The sequence below is a fragment of the Mesoterricola sp. MK458 genome (assembly GCF_055384935.1).
Genome location: NZ_AP045075.1, coordinates 772,830 through 785,399 on the forward strand (window position 1 = coordinate 772,830; position 12,570 = coordinate 785,399).

Sequence of the window (12,570 nt, forward strand, 5' to 3'; positions counted from 1 at the left end):
GAACCTCAAGGGCAAGTCTATACCGTTTCCGCGGGGCGCAGGCCCTTGAGGCGGTCCAGGACCTCGTCGGGCACGTGCAGGGAGCCGGTTCCCACGCCCAGGTACTGTCCCGGCTTGTGGCCGCCGTGGTAGTCGCTGCCGCCGCTGGGCACCATCCCCAGGACCCGGGCCAGTTCCAGGAAATACTGGTGCTCGGCGGGGCCGTAGTCGGGATAGTGGGCCTCCAGGCCCTGGAGGCCCTGGGCCTTCAGGTCGGCCATGGCCGCCTCCCAGCGGAAGCTGCGGTGGCTGAAGCGGCCGGGGTGGGCCACCACCGACACGCCGCCGGCTTCGCGGATCCAGGCGGCCGCGTCCCGCGGCGTCAGGTCCTTCAACGGCACGAAGGCCGGGCCGTCGTCGCCGATGTAGCGCCGGAAGGCGTCCTGGGGGCTGCCCGCGGCGCCATGCCTCACCAGGGCCCGGGCGAAGTGGGTGCGCGAGATGGCGTCCGTGGGGGCCAGGGCCGCCACCTCCTCCCAGGTGATGGCCACGCCCAGTTCCTGGAGCCGTTCCACCATGCACCGGTTGCGTTCCACCCGGCGCTCCCGCATGTCCTCGATGCGCGCGCGGAACCGGGGGTTGCCGGGATCGATGAACAGGCCGAGCACATGGAGGACCCGCCCCAGGAAGCGGCAGCTCAGCTCGATGCCCGGCACCAGTTGGGCGGCGGTGCGGGGCTGGCAGGCCAGGAACCGCCCCAGGCCCTCCAGGGTGTCGTGGTCGGTGAGCGCCAGGGCCGTCAGGCCCGCGCGGTCCGCCAGGTCAGCCAGGGCCTCGGGGGTGTCGGTGCCGTCCGAGAAGATGGAGTGGCTGTGGAGGTCGATCAAGGCGCGACTCCTGCGTTGGCGCGGTAGATGGCCGCCAGCATGATGGCCACCGCCTGGAACAGTTCGGGGGGGACGACCTGGTCCATCTGCAGGGGTTCGAGGGCGGCCAGCAGGTCGGGATCCCGCTCCACGGGGATGCCGTGCTGCCTGGCCAGGGCCACGATGCGGTCAGCCAGGAGCCCCTCCCCCTTGGCCACCAGGCGCGGGGCCAGGTCCCGGAAGGGGGCTTCGGGGGCGTAGCGCAGGGCGACGGCGCTGGAGCGTGGCGGGGTGCGGACCATGATCCAGCCTAACCGGCCCGGTACAGAACCGGAACCTGGGAGGCCCAGGTTCCGGTCAGGGGTGGGATTGCTTGGGCTACTGGACGAGGGTGGATTCGGTCTCGTCGTCCTCGAGCTCCTCCATGGCCAGCCGGCGGAAGATCTTGACGTCGGCCAGGGACATGAAGCTGATGTAGGCGAACCCGCTGAAGAACAGCCAGAGGAAGGGCACCGAGGCCCACTTGCGGATGTAGATGGCCACGACGACCGCGCCGAAGTAGTAGACGGCGAAGGCCAGCTCCAGGAAGGTGATGAGGCTCTTGGGCACCTTGTAGGCCTTGGCGGTGGAGGCGGTGGCGCCGTTGCCCTTCTCGTCCACGCCCAGCTTGGGGGTGCGCTTGAACTCAATGTCGTCGGTGAAGAACCCTTCGAGCACGGCCTTGGACTGGTTGAGGCAGAGGCCGATGCCCAGGCTCATGAGGCCGGGGACGTACTTGAGCCGGCTGGTCCAGTTCTTGTTGTTGTAGACCTCCCGCTGGGAAAGGCCGAAGTAGAGGCCCACGCTCACGGCGTTGAGGAGGAAGAAGGGGCCGTCGGTGAGGAGGAGGGTCAGGGGGGGGGTGCCGGCGCGGAAATACATGCTGGGCACCATGATCACGGCCAGGATGACCATGAGCATGTAGTTGCAGTTGGCGGTGAGGTGGAACCAGCACTCGGCCTTGGTGTGCAGGCTCTCCTTGCTGAACAGGATGGTCTTCATGAGCTTGCGGATGACCTGGGCGTTGCCCTTGGCCCAGCGGTGCTGCTGGCTCTTGAAGGCGTTGACCTCCACGGGCAGCTCGGCGGGGACGACCATGTCCTTGAGGTAGACGCCGCGCCAGCCCTTGAGCTGGGCCCGGTAGGAAAGGTCGGCGTCCTCGGTGATGGTGTCGTGCTCCCAGCCCCCCGCGTCGGCGATGGCGCGGACGCGCCACATGCCGGCGGTGCCGGAGAAGTTGAAGAAGGCCTTGGAGCGGTGCCGGGCGGTGTGCTCGAAGACGAAGTGGCCGTCCAGCAGGATGGCCTGGACCTGGGTGAGCAGCGAGAAGTCGCGGTTCAGGTGGTCCCAGCAGCCCTGCACGAAGGCGATGTTGTCGTCGGCGAAATGGGGCACGCCCTGGCGGAGGAAGTCCACGGTGGGCAGGAAGTCGGCGTCGAACATGGCGACGAACTCGCCCTTGGCGGTCTTGAGGCCGTTGTCCAGGGCGCCGGCCTTGTACCCGGTGCGGTCGGTGCGGTGGATGTAGGAGATGTCCCAGCCGAGGTTGCGGTACTTCTCGCAGACGGCCTGGGCCACCTTGACGGTGTCGTCGGTGGAGTCGTCCAGCATCTGGATCTCGAGCTTCTCCTTGGGCCAGTCCATCTTCACGACGTGGTCCATGAGGCGCTCTACGACATTGATTTCGTTAAAGATGGCCAGCTGCACGGTGACCATGGGCTCGAAATCCCGGCCGCCCTTGGGCTGGGGAGGGGTGCTCTTGTGCTTGAAGTACAGAAGCAGCATCCAGAGCCGATGAGCCCCATAGATGCTCAGGATGCTGAGAATCGTGAAGTAGGTGACGAGCACCACCGTCTTGAGGACGTCCATCGTTCTGTTCTCCAAGGGTGCTTGCCCTGTGGGCGAGCGATACTATATCCTCCAAGCTTGTCAGGAATCTTTCGGTTTTCCACATGTTTTTCACCCTTTTTTCGTCACAACCATGCAACATTAAACGAGAAGGCTGGGCATATCGGAATGGAAGAAGCCGGAAATTTCCCCAAGAACATCGGCCGGTATGAGATCAAAGGGCTCCTGGGGGCCGGGGCCATGGGGTCGGTGTACCTCGCGGAGGATCCCCGCATCAAGCGCAAGCTGGCCGTGAAGGTGGTCCGGCTCAACGCCATCCACAGCGAGCTTGAGCGCAAGGAGTTCCTGGCGAGGTTCCAGCGGGAGGCCGAGGTGTCCGGGGTCCTGAACGACCCGGGCATCGTGACGATCTACGACGTGGGCGACAGCGAGATCGGGCCCTACCTGGCCATGGAATTCGTCCCGGGCCGGCCCCTGGACGCCCTGATCAAGGAGGGCACCGCCCTCACCCTCAAGGAGAAGCTGGTCATCGCCGCGGGCATCGCCTCCGCGCTGGACCATGCCCACGACAAGGGGATCGTCCACCGGGACGTGAAGCCCGGCAACGTGATGATCACCGAGGACCGCCGGCCCAAGCTCATGGACTTCGGCATCGCCAAGCGCGAGGACGCCTCCCTCACCCAGACGGGCACCTTCCTGGGCACGCCCAGCTACGCCAGCCCGGAACAGATCCGCGAAGGCATCGCCGTGGCCGCCTCGGACCTCTTCAGCTTCGCCGTGCTTACCTTCGAACTCCTTAGCGGAAGCCTTCCCTTCCCAGGCACTTCCATCAACACGATCCTCTACCGGATCGTCAACGAGCCCCCGGTGGAGATCAAGCCCCCCGTGGAGGGGCTCCTGCCCGAGGCCTGGCAGCGCATCTTCACCCGGGCCCTGGCCAAGGATCCCGCGGACCGGCACCCCACGTGCTCGGCCTTCGTGAAGGACCTCCTGGACGGCGCCAGGGACCTGGGGCGCACGGATCGCATGCAGCTCCTGGGCCACCTGAAGGCCGAGCACGTGGGGGGCACCCACCACAGCCATCCCCTGGAGGAGGTCGCCCCGGAGATCCGGTCCATGGCCGCGCCGGTCCGGGGCAGGGGCGGCAAGGGCATGCTCTACGCCATCGTGGCCGCGGTGGCCGTCGTCGCCGGCGCGGGCGGGGTGGTCCTGTTCCGTTCCGGGCCCGGCCAGGTGATGCTGGACACCCTCCCCCCCGGAGCCAAGGCGCTCAAGGCCGGCGTGGAGGTGGGCACCACCCCGCTGCCCCTGGCCCTGAAGGCCGGGGACGTGCTGCGGTTCGAGAAGAACGGCTACAAGCCGCTGGACTTCCGCTTCCAGGGCGGCTCCCCTCCGCCCCGGCTCACCCTGGAGGCCATGACCTCCCGGGAGACCATCCGGACCTTCCCCGACGGGGCCACCGTGGTGCTGGATTCCGTGAAGCTCGAGGGCGTCACCCCCCTGGAGGTGCCGGCCTGGGACCAGTCCGTGGAGCACGACCTGACCTGCACCAAGGGGGACCTGCTGGTGGCCACCCGGTTCAACCAGGGGGAGACCCCCGGCTCCCGGGTGTTCACCCTGGTGGACGCCTCCCGGACCCGGGCCGGCGCCGAGCCGAAGGCCGTGGACGTCCACGCCCCCGGCACCCTGAAATTCACGGCGCCCTATTCCGTCCGGGTCAAGGTCGACGGCAGGGACGCCGGCGAGGTGCGGGAGGGCGGCACCCTGAGCGCCCCCCCGGGGAGCCACCGGCTGGAGGTTTCCAACCCCCGGGTCTTCCTCCGGGAGACCCTGACCGTGACGGTGGCCCCGGGCCAGGTGGCGGCGGTGGCGCTGCCGGGCCTGTGCAGCCTCACCGTCAACACCTTCCCCAATTCGGGGACGGTGGTGGTCGACGGGATCGCCACCCAGGCGGAGAGCGACGGCAACACGCCCATCCAGATGGTCAAGGGCCGGCACGCCGTGAACGTCCACGGACGCGCCGGCGCCGCGCAGACGGTGGACCTCACCGGCGATTTCAAGTTGAATATGCGGTTCTGAGTGATAGCTTCTTTGGATGCCCATGCCTGACGAAGCCTCCCAACCGACCGCGGACGCCGCGCCGATCCCAGCCCCCCGGGGGCCGTGGTCCTTCCTGGGCGCCGCCCTGGCCGGAGGCCTTCGCGGCTGGGGACTCCAGCTGCTCGCGGGCTGGCTCTGCTTCCACGTGCTCACCAGCGCCCTGTGGGCCGCGCACCTCAAGGCCCTGGCGGGGTGGAGCGCGCTGCCTTCCTACTGGGGCGAGCTGATCACCGTTCGCGACCTCTGGGACCTGGCGGTCAACGGGGGCCTGAAGGACCAGTGGACCGGACCCTGGGTCCCGCTGGCCGCGCTCGGGGCCATGGCCTGGTTCCTCTGGGCCAGCTGGAAGGTCCAGGCCCGGGCCGCGGGCGTGCCCGCGAGGCTCGGCGCATGGCTCTGGGGCTTCGTGGACGCCCTGTTCCTCGCGGCCCTGCCGCTGGCCCTCCTGGGCTCCGCGATTTTCTGGGTCCTCTCGGCCCTGGCGGGCACGGGCATCCAGGGCCTGGGGTGGCTGGACTGGGTGGGCGGGGTCCTGATCCGGCTCGCGTTCGTCTCCGTATTCTTCCTCCAGGCCTGGCTCTGCCGCCTGGACCGGGCCGCCGCCCCCGGCTGGAACCTGGGCGGCGCCCGGGCCCTGGGGCGCCACCTCCGCGGGAGCTTCCTGCGCCTCTGGACCCATCCCATCCAGTGGACGGCCCTGGTGGCCGGCGGGGTGGTGGTGAGGACCGGCCTGCCGTTCCTGGTGCTCCTCCTGGGCTGGCGCATGGGGGGCGGCACGCCCGTGCGGGTCTGGTCCCTCCTGGGCCTCCAGGCCCTGGCGGTGCTGGTCAACGCCTGGCTCATCGGGTGGTTCCTGCGGGTCACGGCCCTCTTCTGGAGGAACGACTCGGCCGTGGAGGCTGTCATCATGGACCTGGAAGCCCAGGCTTCCGGAAAGTGAATCATGCCCCACACGATCCTCGAGTACACCTCCACCATCGCCGAACAGCCTGATTTCCAGGCCTTCTGGGAGCAGCTTCACCGGTTCCTGTCGGAGGCGTGCCCCTTCAATCTCAAGGACATCAAGAGCCGCGCCCACCGCTGCGAAGAGTTCCGCATGGCCGGCGGAGGCCGGGACCTGGCCTTCGTCCACCTCACCATCCTCGTGCTGGAGGGGCGGGACCCCGCCGTCCTCGCCAAGGTGGGGAAGGGCGCCCTGGACCTTCTCAAGGTCCACTTCGCCCGGACCCTGGAGACGCTGCAGGCCGATCTGACCGTGGAGGTCCGCGACATGCGCAAGGACGGGTATTTCAAGGCGACGAGCGTAACGGCACCGTGACGTTCCCCGACTCCTCCTTCAGCATCGGTCCTGTCCGGGTCCAGCCCCCGCTGGTGATGGCGCCCCTCCACGAGATCACGGACCAGCCCTTCCGGCGCATGATCCGGGGCGTTGGCGGCGTGGGCCTCACCGTTTCCGAGATGATCAGCAGCGAGGCCCTCATCCGGCACGCCCGCAAGGCGGAGCGCATGATGGCCGCCGAGGGCGAGCACCCCTTCGCCATGCAATTGGCCGGGAGCGTGCCCGAGCACCTGGCCGACGCCGCGCGCATGGCCCGGGACGCCGGGGCGGACATCATCGACCTGAACATGGGCTGCCCCGCCAGCAACGTGACCAAGGGCGGGGCCGGATCTGCCCTCCTGCGCGACATCCGCCTCGCCGAGGCCTGCGTGACCGCCATGGTGAAGGCCGTGGACCTGCCGGTCACCGTTAAGATGCGCGCGGGCTGGGATCACAGCCAGAAGGAGAAGGCCGAGTACCTGGACTTCCTGCACATGTTCGACGCGGTGGGCGTGAAGGCCCTGGCCATCCACCCCCGCACCCGGGCCCAGCAGTACGAAGGGCACGCCGACTGGTCCCTCATCGCCCGGGCCGTGGACGCCGGGGTCGGCTTTCCCATCATCGGCAACGGCGACGTGAACACTCCCGCCGACGCCCTGCGCATGGCCGCCGAGACCGGCTGCCACGGCGTGATGATCGGCCGCGCCGCCCTCACGAACCCGTGGATCTTCCGCCAGGTCACCGAACCCGGCCTGGAGGTCACCGAGGTCGAGCGCATCGACCTGTGCATCTCGTTCTTCGGGATGCTCCTGGAGCTGCTGGAGCCCCGGGAGGCCCTGCACAAGATGAAGAAGATCGGGTCCTGGTTCACCAAGGGCCTGCCCGGCGGCGTCCACTTCCGCCAGGGCCTGCAGGAATGCCACGACCCCGGGACGATCCTGGCCGAACTGGAGAAGCTCAAGCACCACCGCGGGGCGCCGGAAGCCTGAGCGCTCCCGGGCCCCGGCGGGTCACTGGACCTCGACGGTGAAGGTTGTGCTCCCCAGCTCCTTGCCCTCCTTGTCCAGGGCCTTGACGGTCCAGCTCCCGTTGTCGCCGGCGCGGAAGGTGCGGTAGGCGTTGGTGCGGTAGGGGCTGTGGGGCACTTCCAGGTCCTTCTGGAACACGGCCTTGCCGTCCTTCTGGAAGCTGAGGGTCACGGTGGCGCCTTCCAGGCCGCTTACTCTCGTCCAGGCGTAGATCTTCGTGTCCGGGGCCACCTTGAAGGTTTCCGAGGCGTCCGCGATCTCCATCTTCTCGATGCCGAGGCCGACCTTGAGTTCGGCCGCGGGGTCCGCAGCCTGGAGCGCCGTGGCGGTCAGGGCCGCCAAGCCAAGGGTGTACAACAGGTTCGTGCGCATTTTTTCCTCCCGTCGCACAGGAAGTATAGTCCTTTCGCCCGGCCGGGGAAGGCGTCGCGCCCCCGGGTGCGTCTTCAGGGCTGGGGCTCCGGCAGCGGCTGGGGCAGTTCGAAGGTGAACTCAGCCCAGGCGCCGGGCTGGCTTGCGGCGTCCATGCGTCCCCCGTGCAGGTGGAGGATGCGCCAGGCCGTGTAGAGCCCGACGCCGGTGCCTTTCTGGGCCATGAGTTCCGGGGACGGGAGGCGGCTGAACTTGCGGAAGAGCCTGGGCCGGTCCTCGGCCCTGAACCCGGGGCCCTCGTTCCAGACGGCCACCTTGAGGCCCGAGGGCCCGGATTCCACCGTGAGGCGGATGACGCCCCCCTCCCGGCCGTACTTCGCGGCGTTGCCCAGGAGGTTGGACAGGACGATGCGCAGGAGCCCGGGATCGCAGGCCACGGGGGGCAGGTCCGGGGGGATCCGGCGCTCCAGCGCCATGCCCTTGGCCTGGATCTGGCCCAGGACGAGCTCCACGCAGGGGTCGGCCACCTCGGCCGCGAACGCCGCCTCCACGGGGTGGAGTACCAGGTTGCCGCCCTCCATGCGCGCCAGGTCCAGGTATTCGCCCACGAGGTCCAGCAGGTAGGTGCCCTTGGAGATCAGGCGCTCCAGCTTCCGGGCCTGGGGCGGCTCCAGGGGCCCCAGGTAGCCGCCGGTGAGGACCCGGGCGTCGGTGATCATGCTCGCGATGGGGTTCTTGAGCTCGTGGCTCACGAAGGCGAGCAGCTCGGTGTAGGCCCGGTTGGCGGCGGTGAGCTGCTCGATGCGCCAGGTCTTCTCCACGGCCTGGCTGAGGCGCTGGGCCAGGGCCATCCAGAGCTGGACGTGATAAGGGGTGTAGGCCCGGGGTTCCCGGGAGCTGAGGAAGATGACGCCGATGGCCCGGTCCTTGACCGTGAGGGGGCAGGTGAGGGAGCTCCGCACCCCTTCCTTCACCAGGACCCGCGTGGACCCGCTGCGGGGATGGTCGGCCAGGTAGCGCGGAAGGTCGTAGATGACCCGGGCGCACCCGGAGTCCAGCACCCGGCGCAGCGAACTCCCCGCCAGGTCCTCGCCGTAGCCATCCTTGAGGAGGATGGGAGCGTAGTCCGCCCGGGTGCGGTGGGCCACGATGCGCCGGCCATCGTCCTCGATGAAGGCGAGGCCGATGCGGTCGCAGGGGTAGAGCTCCCGGATGGTCCCGAAGAGGAAGTCCAGGAGGTCGTCCAGGGAGGCTTCCCCGGCGGCCTCCCGGTTCACGCGGTCCAGCACCTCCTGCTCCTGCGCGTCGAAGGCGCGGGCCGTCCCCGCCCCCGTGGGGGCGAGGAAGTGCAGGATGGGATGGACCTCGGCCATGGCGCCCCTGGGCTACTCGATGTAGCGACCCCGCTCAGTGTAGTGGGTATGGAGGAGCTTGTGGCTTCTGTGCCCGCAGGGGCCTTCGGTGAGGAACTCGTCGTAGATCTTCAGGACGTCCGGGTTCTCGTGGGACTTTCGCACCGCGTAGGAGGAATCCTCGGCGTAGATGGCCCGGGCCCGGGCCTTGCGGATCTCGGGGGACGTGGGGATGGGCTGTCCGCCTCCGCCGAGGCACCCGCCGGGGCACCCCATGAACTCGATGAAGTGGCACTGGCTGAACGGGCCGCCCCGCTTGATGTCCTCCATGACCGCCTTGGCGTTGGCGGTGCCGTGGGCCACGGCCACCTTGAGGGTGGCGCCCTTGAGGAAGTCCCAGCTGGGGAAGAGCGGCGCCAGCAGGGCCGGCACGGGGCCGACCTTGGGGATGGGGAGCTCGGCGTACTTGACGCCCTCGAAGCCGCGCACCGGCTTGATGTCCGCGTGCTCGAAGAGGTCTTCCACCTTCACGCCCACCACCAGCTCGATGACGGTGCGCAGGGCGGCCTCCATGACGCCCCCGGTGGCCCCGAAGATGACCCCGGAGCCGGTGGCGGTGCCGAAGGGCGCGTCGAAGTCCGACTTGGCCAGGCTGGGCAGGTCGATGCCGGTCTCGCTGATCATCTTGGCCAGCTCCCGGGTGGTGAGGCCGTAGTCCACGTCCTTGTACCCGGAGTCGTCCATCTCGGGCCGGTTGCATTCGAACTTCTTGGCCGAGCACGGCATGAGGGCCACCGTGACGATGTCCCTGGGGTCGATGCCCTGCTTTTCCGCGTAGTAGGTCTTGATGACCGCGCCGAACATCTGCTGGGGGCTCTTGGCGGTGCTGAGGTTGGGGATGTATTCGGGATAGAAGTGCTCCAGGTATTTCACCCAGCCCGGGGAGCAGCTGGTGAACTGCGGGAAGGCCGCGGGCTCCCCGTCCACCAGGGCCTTCTTGAGGCGCAGCAGGAGTTCGGTGCCCTCCTCCATGATGGTGAGGTCCGCGCTGAAGTTGGTGTCGAACACCTGGTCGAAGCCGCACATGCGCAGCGCCGTGTTCAGCTCGAAGGTGAGCGCGGTCCCGGCGGGCTGGCCGAAGCACTCGCCGATGGCCGCGCGGGGGCTGGGGGCGGTCTGGATGACCACGTGCTTTTTCGGGTCGTGGATGGCCTCCCACACCTCGTCGGTGGGGTCGTTGGCGCGCAGGGCGCCCGTGGGGCACCGGTTGATGCACTGGCCGCAGTTGATGCACACCACGCTGCCCAGGGGCTTGTCCAGGAAGGTGGCCACGTGGCTGGTCCGGCCCCGGCCCAGCACCTCGATGGTGCCCACGTCCTGGACGTCGATGCAGGTGCGCACGCAGCGCCGGCAAAGCACGCACTTGTTGTTGTCGCGCACCACGGAGTAGCTGGAGAGGTCGATCTCGTGGATGGGCTTCTCGGGGTGGCCGAAGCGGAAGAAATCCACCCCGTACTCCTTGGCCAGGGCCTGGAGCTCGCAGTTGTTGTTCCGGCCGCAGGCGTAGCAGTGGCCGTAGTGCTCGCTGAGCAGCAGGTCCACGATGTGGCGCCGGGCCATGCGCACCTTGCGGGTGTGGGTGAGCACCTTGATGGGGGAGGTGACGGGGTAGGCGCAGGCGGCCTGGAGGGTCCGCTGGCCTTCGACCTCCACCGAGCAGATGCGGCAGACGCCGGCCACGCACAGGTCCGGGTGGTGGCACAGGGTCGGGATGGTGATGCCGATGCGCCGGGCCGCGTCGAGGATGGTGGTGCCCAGGGGCACCTTCAGGGCCTGCCCGTCGATGGAGATGCTGACGGTCCCGCCGATGGCGGAAGGGTTCCCGGCCACGGCGACGCTCTGTCCCTGCTGGCTGGAGGGCGCCCGCTTCGGGGTCTCTGGAAGTTCGGTGGACATGGGCAACCTCGGATCAGGTCAGGCGTGGGTGGGGATTCGGCCCATCAGCTCCTCGCGGAAGTTCGCCACGACGGAGAGGAAGGCGTTGGGGCTGCTCTGGCCGAGGCCGCATTTGCTGGCGACCTGCATGGTCTCGCCCAGGCTGCACAGCTCCTTGAGGTAGGCCATGCTGCACGTTCCCTTCCGGAGCATGTCCAGGCCCTCGAGGAGCTTGGTGGTGCCCAGGCGGCAGGGGGCGCACTGCCCGCAGGACTCGTCCACGAAGAACTCCAGGAAGTTGTGGAGCACCTCCAGCATGTCGCGCTGAGGGCCCAGGACGATGACGGACCCGCCGGTGGGAATGTCCTCGAAGGCGATGGAGCGCCCGAAGTCCTTGGCGGGCACGCACTGGCCCGCGGCGCCGCCGATCTGGGCGGCCTTGGCGTCCTCGCCACCCACTTCGCGCAGCAATTCGGCCACGGTCAGGCCCATGGGGAACTCGTAGACCCCCGGGCGCGCGCAGTCGCCGGAGACACTGAAGATCTTGCGTCCGGTGGACTTCTCCGTGCCGTGGCTGCGGAACCATTCGGGGCCGTTGCCCAGGATGCACGCGGCCCAGGCCAGGGTCTCCACGTTGTTGACGATGGAGGGCCGGCCCATGAAGCCGGTGTTGACGGGGAAGGGGGGCCGGTTGCGGGGCTCGCCCCGGAAGCCTTCCAGGGCCTCGATGAGGGCGGTCTCCTCGCCGCAGATGTAGGCGCCGGCGCCCATGAAGATGCGGATGTCGAAATCCAGGTTCGAGCCGAGGATGCCCCGTCCCAGGAGGTTCCGGTCCCTCCGGCCCGCCAGCGTGGCCTCCAGGTGGCCCCGGAGGTAGGTGTATTCGCCCCGGAGGAAGAGGATGCCCTCGTGGGCACCGATGGCCTTGCCGGCGATGGTCATGCCCTCGAAGACCAGGTCGGCGTGCTCCTGCAGGATGACCCGGTCCTTGAAGGTGCCCGGCTCGCCCTCGTCGGCGTTGCAGATGACGAACTTCTGGTCGGCCTGGGCGGCGGCGGCGAAGTTCCACTTCACCCCGGTGGGAAAGCCGGCGCCCCCGCGGCCCTTGAGGCCGGAGGCGCTGATGGCGCTGATGATCCCGGGCCGGTCCATGTCCAGCGCGGCGTGAAGGCCGGCTTCGGGGATCTGTTCGGTGTAGGTGGGCAGGGAGCTCATTTGAACACCACCTCCTTCGTCTCGGCGGCGTGGACGCCGAAGACGCGGCGGCACTCCTCCAGGATCTCGTGCACCTTTTCGGGGGTGACGCGGGTGTAGATGCGGTCGTTGACGAGCAGGGCGGGGCCCTGGTCGCACATGCCCATGCAGTTGGCGTATTCCAGGGTGAACTTGCCGTCGGGGGTGGTCTCCCCGAAGCCGATGCCCAGGTCGTTCTCCAGTTGGCGCTTCACCCGGCTCTTGCCCTGCATGTCGCAGGAGATGGTCCGGCAGAGGCGGATCACGAACCGGCCCTGGCGGCGATCGCCCAGGAAGGCGTAGAAGGACACCACGCTGTTGACCTCCACGGGGTGGATGCCCAGGAGATCGGCGATGACCTGCATCGCGTAGCTGTCGATGGTGTGGTACTTGCGTTTGATTTCCAGGAGGATGGGAATGAGGGAGGTGCGGTTCTGGCCCAGCCTGGAGGCAAGGGTCCGGATCTCCTGGGCGAGGCGGTCGCGTTCGGTCATCAGCAT

General features: G+C 68.6%; 12 protein-coding genes. 4 read left to right on the plus strand and 8 right to left on the minus strand.

Annotation, left to right across the window (positions count from 1 at the left end; all coding sequences use genetic code 11):
• Positions 1-17 precede the first annotated feature (17 nt).
• From ACZ5LB_RS03335 to ACZ5LB_RS03345, 3 genes are all read right to left on the minus strand, one after another.
• Positions 18-866 (minus strand): PHP domain-containing protein, encoded by an 849-nt coding sequence (locus tag ACZ5LB_RS03335; RefSeq protein WP_464604738.1) that lies wholly within the window; start codon positions 864-866, stop codon positions 18-20.
• Complete coding sequence (locus ACZ5LB_RS03340; protein WP_464604739.1) at positions 863-1,147, minus strand: EscU/YscU/HrcU family type III secretion system export apparatus switch protein; 285 nt, start codon at positions 1,145-1,147, stop codon at positions 863-865. The genes ACZ5LB_RS03335 and ACZ5LB_RS03340 overlap by 4 nt, the downstream gene beginning before the upstream one ends.
• A 76-nt stretch (positions 1,148-1,223) precedes the next feature.
• Complete coding sequence (locus ACZ5LB_RS03345; RefSeq protein ID WP_464604740.1) at positions 1,224-2,753, minus strand: glycosyltransferase; 1,530 nt, start codon at positions 2,751-2,753, stop codon at positions 1,224-1,226.
• A gap of 147 nt (positions 2,754-2,900) precedes the next feature.
• Here ACZ5LB_RS03345 and ACZ5LB_RS03350 point away from each other — a divergent pair, with 147 nt between their 5' ends.
• From ACZ5LB_RS03350 to dusB, 4 genes are read left to right on the plus strand one after another with little or no spacing between them, the layout of a single operon-like run.
• Entirely contained in the window at positions 2,901-4,811 is a 1,911-nt protein-coding gene (locus ACZ5LB_RS03350; protein ID WP_464604741.1) for a serine/threonine-protein kinase, read from the plus strand.
• 22 nt (positions 4,812-4,833) lie between these two features.
• Positions 4,834-5,772, plus strand: coding sequence for a hypothetical protein (locus ACZ5LB_RS03355; RefSeq protein WP_464604742.1), 939 nt, complete (start codon positions 4,834-4,836; stop codon positions 5,770-5,772).
• Between the two features lie 3 nt (positions 5,773-5,775).
• The gene (locus ACZ5LB_RS03360; RefSeq protein WP_464604743.1) at positions 5,776-6,150 is read left to right on the plus strand and encodes a 5-carboxymethyl-2-hydroxymuconate Delta-isomerase; all 375 of its coding nucleotides are present in this window, start codon (positions 5,776-5,778) and stop codon (positions 6,148-6,150) included.
• The gene (gene dusB / locus ACZ5LB_RS03365; RefSeq protein WP_464604744.1) at positions 6,147-7,139 is read left to right on the plus strand and encodes a tRNA dihydrouridine synthase DusB; all 993 of its coding nucleotides are present in this window, start codon (positions 6,147-6,149) and stop codon (positions 7,137-7,139) included. Before ACZ5LB_RS03360 ends, dusB begins: the two co-directional genes overlap by 4 nt.
• Before the next feature lie 21 nt (positions 7,140-7,160).
• On the opposite strand, the gene ACZ5LB_RS03370 is transcribed toward dusB, so the two are convergent.
• The 5 genes from ACZ5LB_RS03370 to ACZ5LB_RS03390 form a co-directional block, all read right to left on the minus strand.
• Positions 7,161-7,550, minus strand: coding sequence for a DUF2914 domain-containing protein (locus ACZ5LB_RS03370; RefSeq protein ID WP_464604745.1), 390 nt, complete (start codon positions 7,548-7,550; stop codon positions 7,161-7,163).
• Between the two features lie 74 nt (positions 7,551-7,624).
• Positions 7,625-8,923 carry a sensor histidine kinase gene (locus ACZ5LB_RS03375; protein WP_464604746.1) on the minus strand — a complete coding sequence of 433 codons (1,299 nt, stop codon included), beginning with the start codon at positions 8,921-8,923 and terminating at the stop codon, positions 7,625-7,627.
• Between the two features lie 12 nt (positions 8,924-8,935).
• Entirely contained in the window at positions 8,936-10,858 is a 1,923-nt protein-coding gene (locus tag ACZ5LB_RS03380; RefSeq protein WP_464604747.1) for an NADH-dependent [FeFe] hydrogenase, group A6, read from the minus strand.
• Positions 10,859-10,876: 18 nt separating this feature from the next.
• A complete protein-coding gene (locus tag ACZ5LB_RS03385) occupies positions 10,877-12,052 on the minus strand; it encodes a complex I 51 kDa subunit family protein (protein ID WP_464604748.1) in 1,176 nt (391 codons plus the stop codon).
• Positions 12,049-12,570 carry an NADH-quinone oxidoreductase subunit NuoE family protein gene (locus ACZ5LB_RS03390; RefSeq protein ID WP_464604749.1) on the minus strand — a complete coding sequence of 174 codons (522 nt, stop codon included), beginning with the start codon at positions 12,568-12,570 and terminating at the stop codon, positions 12,049-12,051. The genes ACZ5LB_RS03385 and ACZ5LB_RS03390 overlap by 4 nt, the downstream gene beginning before the upstream one ends.

What these genes read in the sequence shown, in the direction of transcription:
- ACZ5LB_RS03340 (WP_464604739.1), bottom strand. Translation starts at nt 1,147, where the DNA reads ATGGTCCGCACCCCGCCACGCTCCAGCGCCGTCGCCCTGCGCTACGCC.
- ACZ5LB_RS03345 (WP_464604740.1), bottom strand. Translation starts at nt 2,753, where the DNA reads ATGGACGTCCTCAAGACGGTGGTGCTCGTCACCTACTTCACGATTCTC.
- ACZ5LB_RS03350 (WP_464604741.1), top strand. Translation starts at nt 2,901, where the DNA reads ATGGAAGAAGCCGGAAATTTCCCCAAGAACATCGGCCGGTATGAGATC.
- ACZ5LB_RS03355 (WP_464604742.1), top strand. Translation starts at nt 4,834, where the DNA reads ATGCCTGACGAAGCCTCCCAACCGACCGCGGACGCCGCGCCGATCCCA.
- ACZ5LB_RS03360 (WP_464604743.1), top strand. Translation starts at nt 5,776, where the DNA reads ATGCCCCACACGATCCTCGAGTACACCTCCACCATCGCCGAACAGCCT.
- ACZ5LB_RS03370 (WP_464604745.1), bottom strand. Translation starts at nt 7,550, where the DNA reads ATGCGCACGAACCTGTTGTACACCCTTGGCTTGGCGGCCCTGACCGCC.
- ACZ5LB_RS03375 (WP_464604746.1), bottom strand. Translation starts at nt 8,923, where the DNA reads ATGGCCGAGGTCCATCCCATCCTGCACTTCCTCGCCCCCACGGGGGCG.
- ACZ5LB_RS03380 (WP_464604747.1), bottom strand. Translation starts at nt 10,858, where the DNA reads ATGTCCACCGAACTTCCAGAGACCCCGAAGCGGGCGCCCTCCAGCCAG.
- ACZ5LB_RS03385 (WP_464604748.1), bottom strand. Translation starts at nt 12,052, where the DNA reads ATGAGCTCCCTGCCCACCTACACCGAACAGATCCCCGAAGCCGGCCTT.
- ACZ5LB_RS03390 (WP_464604749.1), bottom strand. Translation starts at nt 12,570, where the DNA reads ATGCTGATGACCGAACGCGACCGCCTCGCCCAGGAGATCCGGACCCTT.